We start from the raw sequence: 21,022 nt of genomic DNA, 5'->3' as shown, positions 1-21,022 counted from the left end.
CTCTCAAAAAAGTTTGAAATTGCATTTGCCGTGCCATCATTGATGCCATGCGCAGGCCGAATACGGATACAGGCAAGCGGGCAGTGACACAGAGCGACGTGGCCCGTCACCTCGGAGTGTCGCGCACCCTTGTGTCTTTCGCAATGCGCGGCGCACCGGGAGTCAGCGAGGACATGAGGCGGCAGATCCTCGGCGCGGCCGATGCTCTCGGTTACCGCCGGAACGTGCAGGCGGCAGACCTTGCGCGGAAGCGTCCGACGGCGGTGGGGCTGCATCTGGTGGACCTGCACAACGACGTCTACACGGACGTCTTCAGCGGTGTGCAGGAAGTCCTCAGGGCAAACGACTTCCGCCTGGTCATCAGTGTCAATGCCACGCCCTACGGCCCGGACCCGCGTGCCCTCGACCCCCTCTTCGAAACCCAGGTGGGCGTCATCATCGCAGCCACGCTGCTCGATCCGGACGAGCCGGTCCGTGAATTGAACCGCCTCGTCCCGCTGGTCAACGTGGCGCGCTCGGTATCTGGAGTGGACAGCGTCCACTCCGACGACGTCGGCGGCGCCCGGCTGGCAACGGAGCACCTCCTGGAACTTGGCCACCGGAACATCGCCCACCTGTGCGGCCCGGCCTACGAAGGGCATCTGGAGCGCCGCGCCGGCTACCGGGAAACCATGCTGGAACACGGGCTGCAGCCGCGCATGATCGAAGCCACGGGCTTCGGCCGGGCCGACGCCGCGGCCGTAGCGATGGAGGTGCTCGCTTCGCCGCCCGGGCAGCGGCCGAGCGCAATCTTCGCCCACAGCGACGAGCTGGCCCTCGGCGTCCGGGAGGCCGCCGCCGCGCTCGGGCTGTCCATTCCGCGTCACCTGTCCTTGGTAGGCTACGACAATTCCCGGGTGGCCGGACTGCACGGCATCGAATTGAGCACTGTGGACCTGCACGCCCGCGAACTCGGCCGCGCCGCCGGCCAGGCCGCCATCGAACGCATTCTCTACCCGGACTCCCCCGCCATCGACCGCGTCCTGGCCCCGGCCCTGGTCACCCGCTCCTCGACGGGGCCGCCGCCGCGAGCTTAACGACGACGGCGCCCCTCACCTTCGCAGCGAAGGTGACGGGCGCCGTCGTTAGCGGCTGAGGCGGTGGCGCCTTAGAGCGCTGCGTAAACCTCGCGGAGCAGCTTGGCGGTTTCGGACGGCGTCTTGCCGACCTTCACGCCTGCGGCTTCGAGGGCTTCCTTCTTGGCCTGGGCGGTACCGGCGGAACCGGAGACGATGGCGCCTGCGTGGCCCATGGTCTTGCCTTCGGGGGCCGTGAAGCCGGCCACGTAGCCGACGACCGGCTTGGTGACGTTGGCCTTGATGAAGTCGGCCGCACGCTCTTCGGCGTCGCCGCCGATTTCGCCGATCATGACGATCGCCTTGGTCTCGGGGTCGGCCTCGAACGCAGCCAGGGCGTCGATGTGGGTGGTGCCGATGACCGGGTCGCCGCCGATGCCGATGGCCGTGGAGAAGCCGAGATCACGCAGTTCGAACATCATCTGGTAGGTCAGGGTGCCGGACTTGGAGACCAGGCCGATGGGGCCCTTGCCCGTGATGTTCGCCGGGGTGATGCCCACGAGGGACTCGCCCGGGGTGATGATGCCGGGGCAGTTCGGGCCGATGATGCGGGTGATCTGCTTGCCGTCGGCGTCCACCTTGGACTGGGCCAGGGCCCAGAATTCGGCGGAGTCCTGCACCGGAACGCCTTCGGTGATGACAACCACGAGGCCGATGCCGGCTTCGATGGCCTCAACCACGGCGGACTTGGTGAATGCCGGGGGAACGAAGACGATCGAAACGTCCGCGCCGGTCTCCGCGATGGCTTCCTTGACGGTGCCGTAGACGGTGATTTCCTTGTCGCCGTGCAGCACGGTGGTGCCTGCCTTGCGTGCGTTGACGCCGCCGACGATGTTGGTGCCGGCCTTGAGCATCAGGGCGGTGTGCTTGGTGCCTTCGCCGCCGGTGATGCCCTGGACGATGACCTTGGAATCCTTGTTCAGGTAGATAGACATGACTTAAGTCGCCTTACTTCTCGGTGCTTATTTCGAGTTGGCGAGCTCGGCGGCCTTGTCGGCGCCCTCGTCCATGGTTGCTGCCAGGGTCACCAGCGGGTGGTTGGCCTCGGTCAGGATGCGGCGGCCTTCGTCCACGTTGTTGCCGTCGAGGCGGACAACCAGCGGCTTGTTGGCGGAGGAACCGAGCTCGGCAAGTGCACCGACGATGCCCTTGGCCACGGCGTCACAGGCGGTGATGCCGCCGAAGACGTTCACGAAAACGCTCTTGACCTGCTCGTCACCCAGGATGACGTCGAGGCCTGCGGCCATGACCTCGGCGGAGGCTCCGCCACCGATGTCCAGGAAGTTGGCGGGCTTCACGTTGCCGTGGTTCTCGCCTGCGTAAGCGACGACGTCGAGGGTGGACATCACAAGACCGGCGCCGTTGCCGATGATGCCCACTTCGCCGTCAAGCTTCACGTAGTTCAAGTCCTGCGCCTTGGCCTTGGCTTCCAGCGGGTCCGCGGCGTCCTTGTCTTCCAGCTCGGCGTGGTGCACGTGGCGGAAGTCGGCGTTCTCGTCGAGGGAGACCTTGCCGTCCAGGGCAACGATGTCGCCGGCGCCGGTACGGACCAGCGGGTTGACCTCGACCAGGGTGGCGTCTTCCTTCTTGAAGACGTCCCAGAGCTTCAGGATGACGGCGGAGACCTTGGGGGCCAGCTCGGCGGAGAAGCCGGCGGCGGCGACGATTTCGTCAGCCTTGGCCTGGTCGATGCCGACCGCGGGGTCGATGGCGACCTTGGCCAGGGCCTCGGGACGCTCGACGGCGAGCTGCTCGATTTCCATGCCGCCTTCCACCGAGCACATGGCCAGGTAGTTGCGGTTGGCGCGGTCCAGCAGGATGGAGAAGTAGAACTCTTCGGCGATGTCTGCGCCCTGGGCGATCATCACCTTGTTGACGGTGTGGCCCTTGATGTCCATACCCAGGATGTTGGTGGAGTGCTCAAGTGCCTCATCTGCAGTCTTGGCAACCTTCACGCCGCCGGCCTTGCCGCGGCCACCGACCTTAACCTGTGCCTTGACGACAGTGACTCCGCCGATCTTCTCGGCAGCTGCCTTTGCTTCTTCAGGAGTGTGCGCCACGATGCCGGCGAGCACGGGTACACCGTGCGCTTCGAACATATCGCGCGCCTGATATTCAAACAGGTCCACGGTTTAGTGTCCTTCTACGTCGAAGTAGTGTCGGTACAGCCGGCGTCCGCGGTGACCGCGGTAAACCAGCTGCGGAAGAGCAGTGTGCAAGATCCCGCCAAAACTGCCGGTCACATTGCGCAAGTTCCTCTGGAACTCTAGCCGCCCGCGGAGGCAAGCCGGTTCTACAGTACCCGTTAAGTGAGTAACCACACACTTCTATCAATCGTAGAAAATCCGCGTAATCGCGCGGTTTTTCAGCAGTTTCCTCTCAGTTGCAGGTTATGATGCCGGCATCTTGCCGCTGGTCACGGTTCCGCCCTTGGAGACGAGCAGGTATCCGGCCCGGTTCACGAAGAAGGCCACCCCTGCGGAGAGGTTCCCGCAGGCGACACCGCCGTTGTAGGTGGAGCAACGCAGGCCGTTGCGTTCGATGTTCTGCCCTTCGCTGAGTACGGGCAGTTCCGCGATGGGGCCGGTGCGGCTGCCCTTGGGCGCGAACTCCGCTTCCATCTCGGTGACGCCGGAACGGCAGGCGCCGTAGGCCACCTTGTCCGGCCGCAGCAGCACGGTGCCGCCAAGGTAGCCCAGGCCGGTGCCGTTGCAGTTGTCGGTGACGTCCCTGGCCTGCGGCGCCGGGTACACGGCCAGCTCGCAGTGCACCACCGGGACGGTCGCAAGTTTTGCGTTGGCACTGTCGTCGTAGTTGTTGGCCTCGTAGGGCAGGTTCAAGTGGTCTCCCCGGGCGGAGGTCATGGCGCAGGCGATGTTGCGGTCCTCGGTGACGAAGGCGGTCAGGTCTTCCCCGCTGCCGAGTTCGCTGGGCTGGGTGACCGGGACCTGCTTGAGCTGCTCCAGGGGAGGCAGCGGCGCCGGTGGCACATAGTCAGGGTCCTTCGTGGACACCGAACACGCGGTGGCCAGCGCAAGCAGGCAGGCGGCCAGAATCCCCAACACAGTCCGTCGCATGCCACCCATTATGCCGCGCGAAGTCAGCCCTCGAGCTTCGTCAGCGGCGCGTAACGCAGCAGTAGGCGCTTCTCCCCGACGTCGAACGTCACCTTTGCCACGGTCTTGTCCCCGGTTCCCTCGACGCCGATCACGGTGCCGTTGCCGAAGCTGGTGTGGTTGACCTTGTCCCCCACCACCACGGCGATGACTTCCTTCTGCGGCTGCACCCGGTTGCGCGCGACGGCGGCGGGCACGTCGGCGTCGAACCCTGCGGTCGGACTGGCGGCGGCACCCCGGGAGGCCCCCGCTCCCCAATAGGAACCGCCGTAGCGGTTGCCGCCCAGGGACGAACCGCCCCAACCGCCCACCTGGCGGGACGTTCCCTCGCGCTTCCACTCCACCAGCTCGGAGGGGATTTCCTCGATGAACTGGCTGGCCGGGTTGTACTGGCTCTGGCCCCACAAGTTGCGGACCTCGGAGCGGGTGACGTAGAGCCGCTGCCGGGCGCGGGTCAGCCCCACGTAGGCCAGGCGGCGCTCTTCGGCCAGTTCCTTCGGGTCCGTGGCCGAACGCTGGTGCGGGAAGATCCCGTGCTCCATGCCGGTCAGGAACACCACCGGGAATTCCAGGCCCTTGGCCGTGTGCAGGGTCATGAGGGTGACCACGCCCAGGCGCTTGGCCTCGGCCACGGCGGCGTCGATGTCCGCGCCCGGGGCGTCCGGGATCTGGTCGGCGTCGGCCACGAGGGACACCTGCTCCAGGAATTCGCCGAGCGAGCCCTCGGGGTTGTCGCGTTCGTATTCGCGGACCACGGCCACCAGTTCGGCGAGGTTCTCCACCCGGGATTCGTCCTGCGGATCGCTGCTGGCGCGCAACCCGGCCAGGTACCCGGTCTGTTCGAGCACGGCTTCCAAAGCCGCGGCAGCGCCCGAGCCGGACGCGACCTCGGCCAGGTCGTCCAGCAGTTTCACGAAGCCGAGCACCGCGTTGACCGAGCGCGTGGCCATTCCGGGGGCTTCCGCGGCGCGGCGGGCCGCCGCCATGAAGGAGCTGCGGTCGCGTTCGGCGAGGGCCGCCACGGCACCTTCGGCGCGGTCCCCGATGCCGCGCTTGGGTTCGTTCAGCACCCGGCGGAGGTTGACGTCGTCGTCCGGGTTCACCAGGACGCGCAGGTATGCAAGGGCGTCCTTGATTTCCTTGCGTTCGTAGAAGCGGGTGCCGCCCACCACCTTGTACGGCAGGCCGACGCGCACCAGCACGTCTTCGATGGAACGGGACTGGGCGTTGGTGCGGTAGAAGATGGCGACGTCGCCCGGACGCAGGCCTTCCTCGTCCTGGAGCCGGTCGATCTCCTTGGCGATGAACTGGGCTTCGTCGTGTTCGTTCTCGCCCACGTAGCCGATGATCTTCTCGCCGTCGCCTTCGGCCGTCCAGAGCCGCTTCTCCTGCCGGTTCGGGTTGCGCGAGATCACCGAGTTCGCCGCAGAGAGGATGTTCTGGGTGGAGCGGTAGTTCTGCTCCAGCTTGATGGTGCGGGCGTTCGGGTAGTCCTCTTCGAATTCCACGATGTTGCGGATGTCCGCGCCGCGGAAGGCGTAGATGGACTGGTCGGAATCGCCGACGACGGTCAGCTCGCTCGGCCCGACGTGTCCCGCGCCGCCATGGCTTGCGGCCTCCTGGCTTGCGGCGTCCGTGCCGACGATCTCCCGGACCAGGGCGTACTGCGCATGGTTGGTGTCCTGGTATTCGTCCACCAGAACATGCCGGAAGCGCCGGCGGTAGGACTCCGCGAGCGCAGGGAAGGCCCGGAACATGTAGACCGTCTGGGCAATGAGGTCATCGAAGTCCATGGCGTTGGCCTGGCGCAGCCGCTGCGTGTAGCCCTTGAACACCTCGGCCACGGCCTGCTCGAAGGGATCGTTGTAGTTGGCCGCGGCGGCGAACGCGTCGTCGTCCACGAGCTCGTTCTTGAGCGCGGAGATCTTGTGCTGGATGGCCTTGGGCGCGAAACGCTTGGGGTCCAGGTCCAGGTTCTTGGCCACCAGGGTGATCAGCCGCAGCGAATCGGCGGAGTCATAGATGGAGAAGTTGGAGTTCAGGCCAACGTTGGCGGCCTCGCGCCGGAGGATGCGCACGCAGGAGGAGTGGAAGGTGGAGATCCACATGCTCTTGGCACGTCCGCCCACGAGGGCCTCGATGCGTTCGCGCATTTCGGCGGCGGCCTTGTTGGTGAAGGTGATGGCCAGGATTTCACCGTGGTGTGCCCGCCCTGTGGCGATCAGGTAGGCGATCCGGTTGGAGAGCACGCGGGTCTTTCCCGAACCGGCGCCGGCCACGATCAGCAGCGGGCTGCCGGAGTGCTTCACGGCCTCTTCCTGCTGCGGGTTCAGGCCCAGCAGCAGCGACTCGGCGCTTGGCATGGAGTGCCCACCGTGCCCGCCGGCAGACTCCCACGGAGCAGGCCCCCCGCTACCGGAACCACCCGGCAACGCGCCGGGCCCGCCGGACGCCGAGGCGGGCAGGGCGGCACCGGCGAGGGAGCGGGCGGGCTCGGGCGCAGCCTTGTAGGAGCTGCCTGCATAGGGGTCGAACAACATATCCATGGTGATTACAAGTCTAGGCGGTGGGGCTGACAGCCGGTTTCCGGACCGCCATGCGGACCGGACGCCGGGCGCCTTCCGGGCGCCGGGCGCCTTCCGGGCGCCGGCTAGGCGAACTGCGGCACGGAGGTGAGGGCCGCGCGGAGCTCGTTGACCGCCGTCGGGCCTCCGGCGAGGAACCAGTCCAGTCCGTTCACCCGGACGACGGCGGTGTCTCCGCCCGCCGCGCGGACGATCGCCTTGCCGGGGAGCCAGTCCCACTCGGGGCAGCTGTGCTGGAACCAGCAGCCGAGTTCGCCGTCGGCCACCCGGCCGAGGTCGCAGGAGCCGGAGCCGAACATCCGCAGGGACGCCGCCGACACCGCGGCCGCGTGCCAAGGCATGGCCGCGCGCGGATCTGCGAGCCAAGTGGGGTGGATGTACGTGGCGGCACAGAGTTCCGCGAGCGGGGTGGTGGAGGGACCGGCGATCCGTTCGCCGTTGAGGGTGGCCGGGTGGGATTCGCCACCTACCCAAAGCTTGTCCGGCTCCGGCTGGTAGACGGCGCCGAGGATCGCCTCCGGGTCCGGGCCGCCGTCGTCGGACCCGCCGCCGTCGCGCTTGAGGGCGATCGCCGAGCACCAGTAGGCCGAGCCGTGCAGGAAATTGTATGTGCCATCCACGGGGTCGATCACCCAGGTCCGGCCGCTGCTGCCGGCCACCGAGCTGCCTTCCTCGCCGAGGATTCCGTCGTCGGGGCGGCAGCGGCGCAATTGCTCCAGCACATAGGCCTCGGCGGCCCGGTCAGCTGCCGTGACCACATCGGACACGGAGGTCTTGCGGTCGGCCTGGAGCCCGCCCATCCTCATCAGGAGCGCGAGCTGCCCGGCCTCCCGGACAAGGGCCGAGGCCAGTTCGTAGTCGTCGAGTGCGGGATCGAGTTCAACAGCGGAGTGCCTGCCAGTGGTCATGGGTCCAGCTTAAGTGGCGGGATAATGGTTGGATGGCCAAGACCCCCGCCCAAAGGATCAGGAAGCACGGCGCCAAGGCAACCGTTCCAGCGAGCCACACGGCAACACCCGTCAACCCCACCACCAACCGCACCGTAATTCAGAAAGACGGGGCCCAGGCCGAGGGCAACGGGAAGCTGGTGGTGATCGCCGGCGTCGTGGCGAGCGTCTTCCTGTTCTGGTACCTGCACCTGCTGACCCTGAACCAGATGACCCAGCTGTCCGGCGGCCTGGCCATGCCGGATTCCCTGATCGGCGGCTTTTCCTCCGACTACGTCCAGCAGTTGCACGGCGCAATGAACGACGACGCCCGCGGCCAGCTGGGCTACATCCACAAGACGGCCGGCACCTTGTTCCCGCTGATCTTCGGCTTCAGCTGGCTGTTGCTGGTGGGCATCAACGTCTCCCGCAAGGCGCTGCGCTGGGCGTTGTGGGCGGCGCCCCTGGCGTTTGCCGTGGTCCGTTTGTGGGCCAACGTTGCCGTGGATGCCGCCCTGGCTCCGGCAGCGCCCGACGCCGGGCAGGTTGCCTTGGCATCCACCCTTACTGTGCTGGGCTGGGTGCTTTTCCTGCTGAGCCTGGCCGGCGGTGTGCTCGCTGTCTTCCTGGGGCGCCGCGCGAAACGCGCCTAGGCAACTACCGGGCTGCCGCGGCGAGCCTGCGGAGCCTCCGGCGTTCGCCGTGCACCCGGTAGGCAACCGTCAGGCCCACCAGGGACAGTCCGAGGATGATCGGATACGCCATGGTCCGCTCGATGGCCCCGGGTTCGTCTACGCGGAGCGATGCGGCCAGCACGAAGACGGTGGCGCCGAGCGAGACCATGCCGAAAAGCAGCACCATCCAGGACATGCTGCTCCGGCCGAGCCACATAAGGCCGAGGATCGCCAGGGCCAGCGGAGCGGCGATGAAGTAAAGGCCGGCTCCTGTCAGGTGCCATGCCAGTTCCGTGTCCTCGGGGATGAGGCCGACCATTGCCTGCCCGATTCCCGCCACCAGGATCAGGGCCCTGACTGCCCCGGCGGCCAGCCAGGGAATGTTCCCCGGACCGGTCCGGATGGCCCGCTGTCCGGGCTGGGCTGCCACGGACAGGACGGCGGAGCTGAGCAGCACCGCGCCGAGCACCATCGCAACGCCCTGGAGCACGAAGGAGGCGTTCATGAGCCAGTTCAGCGGGGAGCAGACTTCGTGGCCGTTGAAGACAGTGCATTTCGCGGCGCCGAGGTCGCTGATCACGTGGGAGCGCCTGTCGTACGACGGCGTACCCTGCCACGCGGCCATGGCCGCGGCTTCGACCACGAAGTAGTGGATGAGGCTCAGGGAGGCCCAGGCACCTACCAGTTCACGCCGTCCGGCGAGGTCCGGCAGCAGTGCACGGTCGCTCGCCCGCGGGGTACCCGCCGTCGTCATAGCGCCAAATATAGACCCGCGCCGTGCGGCGGGCGAAGGGTCAGGCCGTCGGGGCGTCCGCGTCGCTGGACAGCAGGGCACCGGCCTGGGCGGCGCGCTGGTGGGCGCCGGCCGTCTCGAAGTACTCCATGGACCGCCTCACGCTCAGCTCGGCGGCCTTCCGGCGCCCGTCCGAGGCTTCCGCCCGCGCGAGGAGCAAGTAGGCCTCCCCCGCGGTCTGCGGCGGGAGCTTGTCCGCGGACCCAGTGACTTCGTTCAGGAGGACGATCGCAGCCGGGACGTCTCCGGCCAGGAAGGTCCAATGGGCGCGGACGTAGCGCAGCAGGAGGATGTCTTCCTCGCTGCCACCAACGATGTCCGTGGCAAGCTCCGCGCGCTCAATGCAGCGAAGCGTCCCGGTATCTGCAACCCCGGCGGCAAGGCGCATCGCCGCCGAGGCCTTGTTGAACTTCGCCCAGACATCGAGGTTGCTCGACGGCGAAAAGGTGTCGGCAGCGAGTTCGTGGTGCTCCAGGCCTTCCTCGACCTTGTTGCACAGGAAGGCGACGTTGCCGATCACCCAGTACGCCTTGCCTGCCAACTGGTCGTCCATGTCGTCCGAGATCCGCGCGGAAAGCGCAAGGGATTCTTCCCAGGCCTCTTCGAGCTTGCCGGACTCGGCGAGCGCCGCGATCAGGGCCTGGCGGGCGTGGACTTCGAACTCCGCATCGGCGTCGTCGCCCAGCAGGCCGACGGCGGAGCGCGCCGCTTCCGCGGCATCGTCCAGGAGCCCGCTGCCCTGCACGGACTTCGCCAACAGGATCAGCGCCCTCGCGCGGTCCCGGGATGAGGCATCGCCCAAGGGTGTTTCCGCCAGCGTCCGGGCAAGGTCTGCGGCTTCGCCGACGTTCCCGGCGTCCAGCAGGTTCTCGGCTTGGAAAAAGGCCATGTTCCACCATCCGGAGGCGTCGCCCTCCTGGCGGGCAGTTTCCGCCGCGTTTCGCGCGCTGTCCGCTGCCTTGGCGAATTCGTGGCTGGCCCTGTATTCCCTGGCGCGCAGCTCTGCAGCTGCATAGGACGGTGTCCCCCTGTTTTCCGACATGACCTCATTATCCCGAAATAGGCAGTGCATGGTTCCGGCTGGGACGCCCGCGAGGCATACCATTTTCCCCGGAAATCGTAAACCCAATCTAGTGACACGGCGTGTCGCAAATCGCTATACTAACTACGTTTCACTCCGTTCTCTTGCTTCACATCAGTCACCTATCAGGAGCGCTCGTATGAAAAGAACCATCGCCACTTTCCTTGCCGCTGCCGCTCTTGCGGTGGCCGGGTTTTCCACGTCGGCGGCCATTTCGGCAAATGCCGAGCATTCCGGACAGGATACCTCCATCGCCGGTGGCTGGTGGCCCAACTTCACGCAGAGCTCCGTAGAAGCCGGCGGTTGGTGGCCGAACTTCTCGAACAGCTCCGTTGAAGCCGGCGGCTGGTGGCCGAACTCCACAACCACCGGGAACGACATCTAAGACCAAGCACAGTTGAGGCAAGCAAGGGCGCCGGATCACCTCCGGCGCCCTTCGCATTGCCCGGGCGCTTTCTCCGCGTGCTCCGGATCAGGCACCCCTCGAAGCAGGCACGGCTTCAGGCGCGGCCCAGCAAGCGGACGAAATCCGCAGGAGGCACCGGCCTGCTGAAGTAGTAACCCTGGCCGCTGGCACATCCGAGCCAGGACAATTCCGCTGCCTGTTCGGCGGTCTCGATTCCTTCCGCGACCGCTTCCATTCCGCAGGCGTGGATCAGCTGCAGCACCGCGGCGACGAAATCCCTCTGGCCATCGTCCGTACCCAGTCCTTCAATGAGCGAGCGGTCGATCTTGACGACATGCACCGGCAGGTTGCGCAGGTAGCTGATCGAGGAATACCCCGTGCCGAAGTCGTCGATCTCCAACTGGACGCCAAGATGGCGCAGGCCGGACAGGGAGTACCGGTCGAGATCGGAGCCGTTGACAGCCACCGATTCCGTGAGCTCGATGACCAGCTTCGAAGCGTCGACGCCGGTTTCGGCGAGTGCGTCACGTACCCGCTCGATCAGTTCCAGGCTTCTTAGCTCGGTGGGGGAAATGTTCACCCGCATGCTGAAGTCATCGACGAGTCCCGGGGTGTCCAGCCAGCTGCGCAATTGCCTCAGGGCTTCACGAAGGACCCAGTCGCCGAGTTCGACAATAAGCCCGGTTTCCTCGGCCAGCGGGATGAAATTGTCCGGCATCAGCAAACCCCGTTCAGGGTGGTTCCACCGCACCAGGGCCTCGGCCCCTTCGAAGCGGCCGCTGCTGAGCTCCACCACGGGCTGGTAATAGAGAACCAACTGGTCCGTCCGGATCGCCTCCCGCAGTTCGGTGATCATCTGTCCCTGCAGCCGGCGTGCATGCAGCAGCGCCGGTTCGAACACCCGGACCGTATTGCGCTTCTCTGCCTTGGCCGCATACATCGCGGTATCGGCTTCCATCACGAGTTCGTCAACGGATTGCCCCGGCTCGGCGACCCTGAGCCCGATGCTGGTCCCGCAAACGATCCGCAGGTCTCCGATCTCAATGCTTTCCGCCAGGGCACGCAGAATCCGCTTGGCCACACCACGGGCCTGCACCACGTTCGATTTGGGCAGCATCACCGCGAACTCGTCCCCGCCAAGCCTGGCAACGACATCACCTTCACGGACAGCGTCAGCGAGTCGCTTCGCAGTAATCCGCAGCACGTCGTCGCCGGCACTGTGGCCCAGCCTGTCGTTGACGCCTTTGAAGGAATCGAGGTCCAGGACAAGCAACGCCGGCGGCAGTTCGCCGTGTGCGGTTTCGGCCAGTTCGTGGCTCAATTTCCGGTTGAGGGCCGTACGGTTGGCAAGCTGCGTCAAGGGATCGGTCAGGGCCATCCGTTCAAGCTCGATCTGGGCCTCGCGGAGCATCGCCGTCCGGGTCTCCACCCGTTCTTCAAGCTCCCGGTAAACGGCCTGGAGGTCGTCGGCCATCAGGTTGATCCCGGCGATGACGGCGGCAACTTCATCCCGCGGACCGGAAAGCGGGATCCGCGTGCTGAGGTCGCCGTCGGCTATCCGGATGACCCCTTCGACAAGCGCCAGGAGGCGCGGGTCCTGCGACTCAGGATTCACAGATAACCTGCCAACCACTCCCGGGCCGCAGCCTCGGAGGCAAAGAAGCGCGCAGGGATGGACTCCGGAGTGGCCCTCAACAGGAAATGCGCCAGCACACGGTCCACCGGGGTCTCCCCCACCAGGGCGAAAGCCGAGACCGTTTCAGCGGCGGCATAGACGGCGCGTGCACCGTCATTGATATCCAACACGCCCGTCAAGGTCATCAGCACGGGGCGCTTCCGCCCGTCCGACATTGCCCGCACTACGGCAGCCGCGGCTTGGGCTTCCGGAGCACGGACCTCCGAGCAGACAGGAAGGACGACCTCGACTATGCCGTCGTCAGCCAACTCCACCTCAATCGTCCCGGCGCTTCCCAGGTCCGTGGCTCCTTGATGGGGCGCGATCTGCTGATTGCTCATGGGTCCCGGATCCTGCCGTGGCGATGGTTTTCCTGCGGCTCCGACTCGCCATCTGTCTTGTCGGTGCCTTGCAGCGGTGGACCAATAATAAGTCACTCCTGTCACATCCGCTCCTTTCTGTCCCACGCCGCGGCGCGGGCAGCGGTGCGCCGGACCCGCCTCACCCGGGTGGCAATCAGCAGGCCGGCCGCGGAGAATCCGACCGTCAACGGGTAGGCCATCAGCCGCTCCAAAGTGCCGGGTTCGGGCAGCTCCATACGGGTCACTGCGCCCACGATGAGCGCCCCGAAACATGCCGTACCGCAGGCAAGAAGGAACCAGCTCAGTCTTGTGTGGGGAAGCCACAGGAACCCCAGCAGCAACAGGGCGAGGGCTCCCCCGATGAAATACATGAGCGCTCCTGCGAAATGCCAGGGCGAGCCCAGGTCTTCGGGCACCAATCCCACAATCACCGTCCCCGCCCCGGCCGCCCCCGTCAGCACGCGGACACCGGCTGCCCCGCTCCAGCTCCGGCGGTACGCCGCATCCTGCAGGATACGCACTCCCGGCCGTGCCGCGATGCACAGCATTGCCGAGCCCAGCAGCAAGGCCCCCAGGAGCAGGCCCAGGCCCTGCACCACGAACGAGGCATTCATCAGCAGATGCAGCGGGGAACAGACGTCCCGCCCCTCGTAGACCGCGCAGTTGACGGCGCCCAGATCGCTGATGAAGCCGGTGCGGCGATCGTAAGGTTCCGGAGCCGCCCAGGCTTCGATCACCGCCGCTTCGGCAGCAAAGTACTGCACCACGCTGAGCTGGGCCCACGCGCCGACGAGGGACCGGGGATTTCCGAGATCGGGCAGGAAGCTGCCCGGCACGGCCGGGGCGGAGATCTGCTTTCCCATCACGCCCCAGCCTACGTCCCCGCCGCCCCCTAGGCTCGCTGCGCTCGCCCTGGAAACCCTGGCGGCGTGGGCCCTGGTTGCGGGGAGTGTTCGGAGGCTTTGCCCGCAGCTTGTATGCTTAGATGCGTGTTCGGCGCCTGGCCAAATGAAGCAGGCTTCGTGCACCGCCCGCCCTCGTAGCTCAGTGGATAGAGCACGGCTCTCCTAAAGCCGGTGTCGTTGGTTCGATTCCAATCGAGGGCACTTGACTGACACCCAGCCCGTCCCGGACCTCCGCGCCTGGCTGGCCGGCGGCTGGACCGTGAAGCGCACCTTGTGGGACCGCGGCAGCGGCACCCGCGGAACCTTCACCGGCGTCGCGCATTACTCCGAAACCCCCGACGGCGGCCTCCACTACCGCGAGGACGGCACCCTCGAATGGGGAAGCCACAGCGGCCCCGCCTCCCGCGAATATGTGCTGCGCCCCGCGGACAGCCCCGAGGCGATGGACATGTTCTTCCCTGACGGCCGGCCGTTCCACCGCTTCAGCTTCAGCCCCGACGCGGCGCATGACCGGCACTGGTGCGACCCCGACGACTACGCCGTGGACTACCGCTGGCTCGGCCCCGATTCCTTCGCGTACAGCTGGGACGTGCACGGCCCGGCGAAGGACCTGCTGCTCGAATCCGTCCTGAGGAGGGAACCATGAGGGATCTGATCGTCGTCAGCGCGGTCTGCGTGTACGACGGCGCGGGCCGCATGCTGACGGTCCGCAAACGCGGCACGGACAAGTTCATGCACCCCGGCGGCAAACCGGAGCCGGGCGAAAGCGCCGCCGAGGCGGCGTCGCGGGAGCTCGCCGAGGAGGTCGGCATCCGGATCGCCCCGGGCGAACTCGAACCGCTGGGCGTCTACCTCGCCACGGCCGCCAACGAGGCCGCCACGGACATCCAGGCCACCGTGTTCACGGCGCCCGGCACCTGGGAGGCGCACCCCTCGGCGGAAATCGCCGAGATCCGCTGGCTCGAGCTCGGCAGCGAGCTGCCGGAGGACCTCGCCCCGCTGCTGACCGAGCACGTGCTTCCGGCCCTCGCCAAGCAGTAGCCCGCCCAACTAGCTCGCAGTTAATGCCGTTCTGAGCGCTCAAAACGGCATTAACTGTCAGTCAGTTGGGACTCACAGCTCGGGAACAGCCTCCTGCGCCACCGCCGTCGCCTCCGCGAACTGGGTGTTGTACAGCTCCGCGTAGCGGCCGTCCGCGGCGAGGAGTTCGGCGTGCGTTCCGCGTTCGATGATCCGGCCGTCCTCCACCACCAGGATGGCGTCAGCCGCGCGGATCGTTGACAGCCGGTGGGCAATCACGACGGCGGTCCGGCCCTGGAGCGCCTCGCCCAGGGCCGCCTGCACGGCAGCTTCGCTCGTGGAGTCCAGTGCCGCCGTCGCCTCGTCGAGGATGACCACCCGGGGCTGGGCGATCAGGAGCCGGGCAATGGTGAGCCGCTGGCGTTCGCCGCCGGAGAGCCGGTAGCCGCGCTCCCCCACCACGGTGTCCAGGCCGTCGGGCAGCGAGCGGACCATGGTCTCCAGGCGGGCCCGGCGCAGCACGTCCCACATTTCCTCGTCCGTGGCGCCGGGCCGGGCCAGGCGGAGGTTGGACGCGATGCTCTCGTGGAAGAGGTGACCGTCCTGGGTGACCATGCCCAGCGTGTCCCGGAGCGAGTCGAAGCTGGCGTCCCGGATGTCCATGCCGGTCCCGGGGCCGTAGCCGCCCAGCCGCACCGTGCCGGAGTCGACGTCATACAGCCTGGACAGCAGCTGCGCCACCGTGGACTTGCCAGCGCCGGAGGAACCCACCAAGGCAACGGTCTGCCCGGCCTCGACCCGGAAGCTGATACCGTGCAACACTTCTTCCCCGCCCCTGGTGTCCAGGATCGCCACTTCCTCGAGGGAAGCCAGCGACACCTTGTCCGCGGAGGGGTAGCCGAAGCGGACGTCGTCGAACTCCACCGCCACGGGGCCTTCGGGGATGGCGGCGGCGCCCGGCTTTTCCTTGATCAGCGGTTCCAGGTCCAGGATCTCGAAGACCCGCTCGAAGCTGACCAGTGCGCTCATGATCTCGACGCGTGCGTTGGACAGCGCGGTGAGCGGGGCATAGAGCCGGGTGAGCAGCAGGGCCAGCACCACGACGTCGCCGGCCGCCAGCTGCTTCTGGAGAGCCAGCCAGCCGCCCAACCCGTAGACCAGGGCAAGCGCGAGCGCCGAAACCAAGGTAAGTGCCGTGATGAAGGTGAACTGCAGCATTGCCGTGCGCACGCCGATGTCCCGGACCCGGCCGGCCCGCAGCGCGAACTCGGCGGATTCGTCGTCCGGCCGGCCGAACAGTTTCACCAAGGTGGCGCCAGGGGCAGAGAAACGCTCGGTCATCTGGGTGCCCATGGCAGCGTTGTGCGTGGCGGCCTCGCGGCGGAGATCGGCCAGCTTGGAGCCCATCCTCCTGGCCGGAATGAGGAAGACAGGAAGCAGCACCATGGCCAGCACCGTCACCAGCCAAGAGGTGTTCAGCATGACCACCAGGGTCAAGGCGAGCGCCACCACGTTGCTGACCACACCGGAGAGCGTGCCGGCGAACGCAGACTGCGCGCCGATGACGTCGTTGTTGAGGCGGCTGACCAATGCGCCCGTGCGGGTGCGGGTGAAGAAGGCGATCGGCATCCGCTGCACGTGGTCGAACACCCTGGTGCGCAGGTCCACGATCACGCCTTCGCCGATCATGGAGGAAAGCCAGCGGGTCAGCAGTCCCAGCCCGGCCTCGGCCACCGCGACGATCGCGATCAGCACGGCCAGCCAGATCACCTCCCCGGCGCCGGAACCGGCGATGATCGTGTCCACCACCCGCCCGGCGAGCACCGGAGTGGCCACCGCCAGGATGGCCCCGGCGATCGAGGCCAGCACGAAGGCGATCAGCCGGCTGCGGTGCGGTTTGGCGAAGGCCAGCACCCGTTTGAGGGTCTCCTTGGAGAACGGCTGCGATCCGCTCTTGGCCCGGGTGATGTTGTAGAGCGAGGTCCACGCCACGCGGTCCATGCTCATGGCTTTGTGCCTCCAGTTGCGTGTTGAAGTTCCGTGACCTGTCCGCTCTCCACGTGCCAGCGCACGTCCAGGCGGACGTTTTCGAGCAGCCGCCGGTCGTGGGTGACCAGCAGCAGCGCGCCGTCGTAGCTGTCCAGCGCCTCTTCCAGCTGTTCGATGGCCGGCAGGTCAAGGTGGTTGGTGGGCTCGTCCAGGACCAGCAGGTTCACGCCGCGGGCCTGCAGCAGGGCCAAGGCGGCGCGGGTCCGCTCCCCCGGCGAGAGCGAGTCGACGGTCCGGGAGGTGTGGTCGGCCTTCAGCCCGAATTTCGCCAGGAGCGTGCGCACCTCGGCGGTGGGCCAGTCCGAAAGGACCGTCTCGACGGCGGCCGCCAGGGTGAGGTGCCCGGCCAGCAGGCCCCGGGCCTGGTCGATTTCGCCGATGGCGACCGACGCTCCCAGGGAGGCCTCGCCGTCGTCGGGGCTTGTGATCCCGAGCAGGAGCCGCAGCAGGGTGGACTTCCCGGCACCGTTGGGGCCGGTGATGCCGATCCGTTCGCCGGCGTTCAGCTGGAGGTTGACCGGTCCGAGCGTGAAGTCCCCCTGGCGGACGACGGCGTCCCGCAGCGTAGCGACCACCGAACTGGAGCGCGGGGCGGCACCGATGCTGAACTGCAGCTGCCATTCCTTGCGCGGCTCTTCGACTTCCTCCAGCCGGGCGATCCGGGACTCCATCTGGCGCACCTTCTGGGCCTGTTTCTCGGCGGATTCGGTGTTGGCGGCGCGCCGGTTCTTGTCGTTGTCCGGGTTCTTCTTCATCGCGTTCCGGACGCCCTGCGAACTCCATTCGCGTTGGGTGCGGGCGCGTGCCACCAGGTCAGCCTTGGTGCCGGCGTATTCCTCGTAGCGTTCGCGGGCGTGCCGTTTGGCTACGGCGCGTTCTTCGAGGAAGGAGTCGTAGCCGCCGTCATAAACGGCCACGGAGTTCTGTGCCAGGTCCAGCTCCACCACCCGGGTGACGCAGCGGGCCAGGAACTCGCGGTCATGGGACACCAGCACGGCCCCGCCCCGCAGGCCCTGGACGAATTTCTCCAGCCGGTCCAGGCCTTCGAGGTCAAGGTCGTTGGTGGGTTCGTCGAGGAGGACCACGTCGAAGCGGCTCAGCAACAGGGCGGCGAGGGCCACGCGCGCGGCCTGGCCGCCGGAGAGCCCGGTCATCAGGGCTTCATGTCCGGTCTCGAGGCCGAGCTCGGCCAGGACGGCGGGGATGCGTTCCTCAAGGTCCGCGGCCCCGGAGGCCATCCAGCGGTCGAAGGCCGTTGAGTAGTCATCCTCGCTGCCGGGCGCGCCGCTGCCCAGGGCTTCCGCGGCGGCTTCCATCTCGGTCGTGGCATCGGCACAGCCGGTGCGGCGGGCGATGTAGGCTGCCACCGTCTCGCCCGAGGTGCGTTCGTGCTCCTGCGGCAGCCAACCGACGAAGGCATCTGCCGGTGCCAGGCTCACGGTGCCTTCCTGGGGGCGATCAGCCCCGGCCAGGATGCGAAGAAGCGTGGACTTGCCGGCCCCGTTGGCACCCACGACGCCCACCACGTCTCCCGGAGCCACCGTCAAGGAGAGCTTGGAGAACAAGGTGCGGTGACCGTGGCCACCGGACAGATCCTTGGCGACGAGTGTTGCAGTCATTGTTCAATCCTCTCACCGTGCCGGCAGCCGGGAAGGCCGATTCAGGGCGGGCTGCCTCCGGGCATGGAAGAACCCGCTGGTCCGGACTTGGGGGGTGTTCGGACCAGCGGGTTCGGGAATCAAGCATAATTCAATAGGTCCCGTTCGTAAAACCAGTCCCTTAGCAGATTCGAAAGCCGAGCATGTCACTCCCTTCCAAAGCGTTCCAGCGCTGGCTGCATGGAGTTGCCCCGGGCGTCAGCACTTCCGATGTCTGCAGGATCTCCGGATTGAAACGGACCACCCTGGCGCAGCAGATGGTCCGCGGCAAGGTGGCGGAGTCATCGCTGGTGCGGATCAGCCGTGCCCTGGATGTCAACCCTGTCTCCGCCCTCGCGTCCTTCGATTCCTACGCGGACCTTCGCGGCACTCCCGTGGCACCCACGGACGCCGAGCTCATCAGCCAGATCGCCACCATGGACCTGCTCCGCGCCGTCATCGCCCGGAACGATCCCGGGGCGCCGCAACGCTTCGGGCTGGCTTCCGCGCCGCACGAGACTTCCGTGCGCAACTGGGTGGAGGCGATCGACGACGGCGAGTTGCGGCACCGGGTCAGCCACGCCACCGGGATTGCCCCGCAGAACTTCTCCGCCCATCTGACAGCGAACCGGATGCCCCCGGAACTGGCCGTCGCCACGGCCCGGGAGGCCGGCGTCGGGCCCGCGGGCGGGCTGATCGCCAGCGGCCTGGTCAGCGAAGAGGAAGCCGGCTGGCCGCTCGGGGCGAGGCGGGCAGCCCTCGACCGGCTGGGCACCGGGGACCTGGTTACCCTCGCCGGGGAACGCCTGCAGGCGCTGGGCAAGTCCTTGCACCGCCAGGAACACGAAAGAAACCGCACCGAACGAATCTGGGAGAACCTGGGATGACCGCCCTCCTGCCGTGGCTGACACTCTTTGTCTGCATAGCGATGACAGCCGTGCGGGTTCCGAGCGCGATCAGGGGCCAGAACCGGGCCATGTTCTTCCTTTTCGCCCTGCTCTCCGTGGACATCCTGCTGAGCATCCGTGAGCCGTACCTTGCCGTGGACGCCGCGCTGGGCGGTTTCAACCTGGCCAACCTCCTCCTGCGCTTCATGCTCTACGGCACCTTCCTGCTGCTGGGAGTCAAGACCGCCGCCGCTTTCGGGTCGTCGGCTGGGATGCGTGCGATCCGCGGCCCCGCCGGCATGGCGGTGCTGCTGCTCGTTGCGGTGCTGACGGCCTGGATCTTCTTCGCCATGGAGACCAGCGGGTCAACGGCCGGGCTGTCCGGCCTTCCCCAGACTGCTTCCCTGGAAAGTTACGCCGCGCTGGGCCGGTTCTACCCCGGCTACGTGGCCGCCTGCCTGCTTCCCGGCATCTGGCAGGCTGTCCGCGGCTCCGGTCCTGCATTGTTACGCCTTGCCTCCGGCACCTTGTTCCTGGGCTTCTGTCTGCTGCTCCTGTCGCAGGGGTTCCCGTTGGTTCCGGAATCGGCGTCCTGGCTGCGCCCTGCCATCAACTACTCGGCCGCGCTTGCCAGCGCATTGGGCCTGGGTGGGATCTGGCTCTCGAAATCCCTTGCCCGGCGGACGGCCCGCGGATAACGTTTGGTGAAGAAATCCTAAACATACCGCGTAACCTCTTTCACAAACCCATTAGAACGTGCCACAATAATGATTGTGTGAATGAGACGCAGCCTGGCCCTTGAATCATGAACGGGTTTCGAGAAGCTGTGGCGCGGACAGGATCACCATTGGGGGGATGAGTGGTGGGCGGGCTGTTGGGGACCGCCCCCCACTCAGCCTTTTTAACGGCTCTTCCGCAAGCCATGCCGATCCGGTTCAGGCAGAGACCCATGGCTAAGATGGCATTCATGAAAAGCCTGCTCACCCGCCGCACCGCGATCTCCGCAGCATTCGCCGCTGCCGCCCTCACCCTGGCCGCCTGCGGCGGAAGCCCCGCCCCCTCCTCCTCCGGTTCCGACACCTCCCTCTCCGATATCAAGTCCAAGGGCGAAATCGTGATCGCCACGGAAGGCACCTACCGGCCTTTCAGCTTCCATGAGGAAGGTTCGGGCAAGCTCACCGGTTTCGACGTCGAAATCGCCGAAGCCGTGGCAGCCAAGCTGGGCGTCAAGGCAAGCTTCCAGGAAACCCAGTTCGACGGCATCTTCGCCGGCCTGGACTCCAAGCGTTTCGACACGATCGCCAACCAAATTTCCATCAACGACGAGCGCAAGGCCAAGTACACCTTCTCCTCCCCGTACACGGTGTCCACCGGCGTCGTGGTGACCAAGTCCGACAACTCCAGCATCAACAGCTTCGGCGACCTCAAGGGCAAGACCACCGCGCAGTCGCTCACCAGCAACTTCTACAAGATGGCTGTGCAGGCCGGCGCCAACGTGCAGTCGGTCGAAGGCTGGGCCCAGGCCGCCACCCTGGTCCGCCAGGGCCGGGTCGACGCCACGGTCAACGACAAGCTGACGTACCTCGACTACGCCAAGGCGACCCCTGATTCCGGACTGAAGGTCGCCGCCGAAACCGAAGAGAAGACCGAGAGCGCCTTCGTCTTCCGCAAGGGATCCACGGAACTGGCCGCCGCCGTCGACAAGGCGCTGGCCGAGCTCCGCGCGGACGGAACCCTGGCGAAGATCTCGCAGAAGTACTTCGGCGCAGACGTCACCAAGTAACCGGCAGG

General features: G+C 66.9%; 20 protein-coding genes and 1 tRNA gene. 9 read left to right on the top strand and 12 right to left on the bottom strand.

Annotated elements, in window-relative coordinates; all coding sequences use genetic code 11:
- Nucleotides 1-83 precede the first annotated feature (83 nt).
- Nucleotides 84-1,076, top strand: a complete 993-nt coding sequence (locus ACN9M4_RS04265; protein WP_426302325.1) for a LacI family DNA-binding transcriptional regulator — start codon at nt 84-86, stop codon at nt 1,074-1,076.
- Between the two features lie 71 nt (nt 1,077-1,147).
- Here ACN9M4_RS04265 and sucD read toward each other — a convergent pair whose 3' ends face one another.
- The 5 genes from sucD to ACN9M4_RS04240 all read right to left on the bottom strand — a co-directional run bounded on the left by sucD (nt 1,148) and on the right by ACN9M4_RS04240 (nt 7,724).
- Complete coding sequence (sucD, locus tag ACN9M4_RS04260; RefSeq protein WP_426302324.1) at nt 1,148-2,050, bottom strand: succinate--CoA ligase subunit alpha; 903 nt, start codon at nt 2,048-2,050, stop codon at nt 1,148-1,150.
- A 27-nt stretch (nt 2,051-2,077) separates the two neighbouring features.
- A complete protein-coding gene (gene sucC, locus ACN9M4_RS04255) occupies nt 2,078-3,244 on the bottom strand; it encodes an ADP-forming succinate--CoA ligase subunit beta (protein WP_426302323.1) in 1,167 nt (388 codons plus the stop codon).
- A 261-nt stretch (nt 3,245-3,505) separates the two neighbouring features.
- Nucleotides 3,506-4,201, bottom strand: coding sequence for a hypothetical protein (locus ACN9M4_RS04250; protein ID WP_426302322.1), 696 nt, complete (start codon nt 4,199-4,201; stop codon nt 3,506-3,508).
- A gap of 14 nt (nt 4,202-4,215) precedes the next feature.
- Nucleotides 4,216-6,777, bottom strand: coding sequence for a DNA helicase PcrA (gene pcrA / locus ACN9M4_RS04245; RefSeq protein WP_426302321.1), 2,562 nt, complete (start codon nt 6,775-6,777; stop codon nt 4,216-4,218).
- A gap of 104 nt (nt 6,778-6,881) precedes the next feature.
- Nucleotides 6,882-7,724, bottom strand: a complete 843-nt coding sequence (locus ACN9M4_RS04240) for an inositol monophosphatase family protein (RefSeq protein WP_426302320.1) — start codon at nt 7,722-7,724, stop codon at nt 6,882-6,884.
- Nucleotides 7,725-7,756: 32 nt separating this feature from the next.
- On the opposite strand from ACN9M4_RS04240, the gene ACN9M4_RS04235 reads away from it, so the two are divergent.
- Nucleotides 7,757-8,395, top strand: a complete 639-nt coding sequence (locus ACN9M4_RS04235) for a hypothetical protein (protein ID WP_426302319.1) — start codon at nt 7,757-7,759, stop codon at nt 8,393-8,395.
- A 4-nt stretch (nt 8,396-8,399) separates the two neighbouring features.
- Here ACN9M4_RS04235 and ACN9M4_RS04230 read toward each other — a convergent pair whose 3' ends face one another.
- A complete protein-coding gene (locus tag ACN9M4_RS04230; RefSeq protein ID WP_426302318.1) occupies nt 8,400-9,170 on the bottom strand; it encodes a hypothetical protein in 771 nt (256 codons plus the stop codon).
- Nucleotides 9,171-9,210: 40 nt separating this feature from the next.
- On the bottom strand, nt 9,211-10,251 hold the full coding sequence (locus tag ACN9M4_RS04225; RefSeq protein ID WP_426302317.1) for a hypothetical protein: 1,041 nt from the start codon (nt 10,249-10,251) through the stop codon (nt 9,211-9,213).
- 178 nt (nt 10,252-10,429) lie between these two features.
- Between ACN9M4_RS04225 and ACN9M4_RS04220 the strand changes: the two genes are divergently transcribed.
- Nucleotides 10,430-10,675 (top strand): hypothetical protein, encoded by a 246-nt coding sequence (locus ACN9M4_RS04220; RefSeq protein WP_426302316.1) that lies wholly within the window; start codon nt 10,430-10,432, stop codon nt 10,673-10,675.
- Between the two features lie 115 nt (nt 10,676-10,790).
- On the opposite strand, the gene ACN9M4_RS04215 is transcribed toward ACN9M4_RS04220, so the two are convergent.
- The 3 genes from ACN9M4_RS04215 to ACN9M4_RS04205 form a co-directional block, all read right to left on the bottom strand.
- On the bottom strand, nt 10,791-12,311 hold the full coding sequence (locus ACN9M4_RS04215; RefSeq protein ID WP_426302315.1) for a putative bifunctional diguanylate cyclase/phosphodiesterase: 1,521 nt from the start codon (nt 12,309-12,311) through the stop codon (nt 10,791-10,793).
- Nucleotides 12,308-12,712 (bottom strand): hypothetical protein, encoded by a 405-nt coding sequence (locus ACN9M4_RS04210; protein ID WP_426302314.1) that lies wholly within the window; start codon nt 12,710-12,712, stop codon nt 12,308-12,310. Before ACN9M4_RS04210 ends, ACN9M4_RS04215 begins: the two co-directional genes overlap by 4 nt.
- A gap of 101 nt (nt 12,713-12,813) precedes the next feature.
- Nucleotides 12,814-13,596: a DUF998 domain-containing protein gene (locus tag ACN9M4_RS04205; protein ID WP_426302313.1), complete on the bottom strand. Its 783-nt coding sequence runs from the start codon at nt 13,594-13,596 to the stop codon at nt 12,814-12,816.
- Nucleotides 13,597-13,766: 170 nt separating this feature from the next.
- Here ACN9M4_RS04205 and ACN9M4_RS04200 point away from each other — a divergent pair.
- The 3 genes from ACN9M4_RS04200 (at nt 13,767) to ACN9M4_RS04190 (ending at nt 14,679) form a co-directional block, all read left to right on the top strand.
- Nucleotides 13,767-13,839: transfer RNA gene (locus ACN9M4_RS04200), tRNA-Arg, on the top strand.
- 1 nt (nt 13,840) lies between these two features.
- The gene (locus ACN9M4_RS04195) at nt 13,841-14,284 is read left to right on the top strand and encodes a DUF6314 family protein (RefSeq protein ID WP_426302312.1); all 444 of its coding nucleotides are present in this window, start codon (nt 13,841-13,843) and stop codon (nt 14,282-14,284) included.
- Entirely contained in the window at nt 14,281-14,679 is a 399-nt protein-coding gene (locus ACN9M4_RS04190; protein WP_426302311.1) for an NUDIX hydrolase, read from the top strand. Before ACN9M4_RS04195 ends, ACN9M4_RS04190 begins: the two co-directional genes overlap by 4 nt.
- Nucleotides 14,680-14,751: 72 nt before the next feature.
- On the opposite strand, the gene ACN9M4_RS04185 is transcribed toward ACN9M4_RS04190, so the two are convergent.
- Nucleotides 14,752-16,665, bottom strand: a complete 1,914-nt coding sequence (locus ACN9M4_RS04185) for an ABC transporter ATP-binding protein (RefSeq protein WP_426302310.1) — start codon at nt 16,663-16,665, stop codon at nt 14,752-14,754.
- Entirely contained in the window at nt 16,662-18,326 is a 1,665-nt protein-coding gene (locus tag ACN9M4_RS04180; RefSeq protein ID WP_426302309.1) for an ABC-F family ATP-binding cassette domain-containing protein, read from the bottom strand. The genes ACN9M4_RS04185 and ACN9M4_RS04180 overlap by 4 nt, the downstream gene beginning before the upstream one ends.
- 182 nt (nt 18,327-18,508) lie before the next feature.
- Between ACN9M4_RS04180 and ACN9M4_RS04175 the strand changes: the two genes are divergently transcribed.
- The 3 genes from ACN9M4_RS04175 (at nt 18,509) to ACN9M4_RS04165 (ending at nt 21,014) form a co-directional block, all read left to right on the top strand.
- Nucleotides 18,509-19,231, top strand: coding sequence for a hypothetical protein (locus ACN9M4_RS04175; protein WP_426302308.1), 723 nt, complete (start codon nt 18,509-18,511; stop codon nt 19,229-19,231).
- A complete protein-coding gene (locus ACN9M4_RS04170; protein WP_426302307.1) occupies nt 19,228-19,929 on the top strand; it encodes a hypothetical protein in 702 nt (233 codons plus the stop codon). The genes ACN9M4_RS04175 and ACN9M4_RS04170 overlap by 4 nt, the downstream gene beginning before the upstream one ends.
- 269 nt (nt 19,930-20,198) lie before the next feature.
- Nucleotides 20,199-21,014: an amino acid ABC transporter substrate-binding protein gene (locus ACN9M4_RS04165; RefSeq protein WP_426302306.1), complete on the top strand. Its 816-nt coding sequence runs from the start codon at nt 20,199-20,201 to the stop codon at nt 21,012-21,014.
- Nucleotides 21,015-21,022: the final 8 nt, after the last annotated feature.

It is taken from the genome of Arthrobacter sp. R-11 (assembly GCF_049913155.1).
Lineage (GTDB): Bacteria > Actinomycetota > Actinomycetes > Actinomycetales > Micrococcaceae > Arthrobacter.
The sequence above is the reverse complement of the archived record's forward strand: the minus strand, read 5'-3'. Positions and strand labels throughout refer to the sequence as shown.

Coding starts and splice junctions, on each gene's coding strand:
- sucD (WP_426302324.1), bottom strand. CDS start 2,050: ATGTCTATCTACCTGAACAAGGATTCCAAGGTCATCGTCCAGGGCATC.
- ACN9M4_RS04250 (WP_426302322.1), bottom strand. CDS start 4,201: ATGGGTGGCATGCGACGGACTGTGTTGGGGATTCTGGCCGCCTGCCTG.
- pcrA (WP_426302321.1), bottom strand. CDS start 6,777: ATGGATATGTTGTTCGACCCCTATGCAGGCAGCTCCTACAAGGCTGCG.
- ACN9M4_RS04240 (WP_426302320.1), bottom strand. CDS start 7,724: ATGACCACTGGCAGGCACTCCGCTGTTGAACTCGATCCCGCACTCGAC.
- ACN9M4_RS04235 (WP_426302319.1), top strand. CDS start 7,757: ATGGCCAAGACCCCCGCCCAAAGGATCAGGAAGCACGGCGCCAAGGCA.
- ACN9M4_RS04230 (WP_426302318.1), bottom strand. CDS start 9,170: ATGACGACGGCGGGTACCCCGCGGGCGAGCGACCGTGCACTGCTGCCG.
- ACN9M4_RS04225 (WP_426302317.1), bottom strand. CDS start 10,251: ATGTCGGAAAACAGGGGGACACCGTCCTATGCAGCTGCAGAGCTGCGC.
- ACN9M4_RS04220 (WP_426302316.1), top strand. CDS start 10,430: ATGAAAAGAACCATCGCCACTTTCCTTGCCGCTGCCGCTCTTGCGGTG.
- ACN9M4_RS04210 (WP_426302314.1), bottom strand. CDS start 12,712: ATGAGCAATCAGCAGATCGCGCCCCATCAAGGAGCCACGGACCTGGGA.
- ACN9M4_RS04205 (WP_426302313.1), bottom strand. CDS start 13,596: ATGGGAAAGCAGATCTCCGCCCCGGCCGTGCCGGGCAGCTTCCTGCCC.
- ACN9M4_RS04190 (WP_426302311.1), top strand. CDS start 14,281: ATGAGGGATCTGATCGTCGTCAGCGCGGTCTGCGTGTACGACGGCGCG.
- ACN9M4_RS04185 (WP_426302310.1), bottom strand. CDS start 16,665: ATGAGCATGGACCGCGTGGCGTGGACCTCGCTCTACAACATCACCCGG.
- ACN9M4_RS04180 (WP_426302309.1), bottom strand. CDS start 18,326: ATGACTGCAACACTCGTCGCCAAGGATCTGTCCGGTGGCCACGGTCAC.
- ACN9M4_RS04175 (WP_426302308.1), top strand. CDS start 18,509: ATGTCACTCCCTTCCAAAGCGTTCCAGCGCTGGCTGCATGGAGTTGCC.
- ACN9M4_RS04170 (WP_426302307.1), top strand. CDS start 19,228: ATGACCGCCCTCCTGCCGTGGCTGACACTCTTTGTCTGCATAGCGATG.
- ACN9M4_RS04165 (WP_426302306.1), top strand. CDS start 20,199: ATGAAAAGCCTGCTCACCCGCCGCACCGCGATCTCCGCAGCATTCGCC.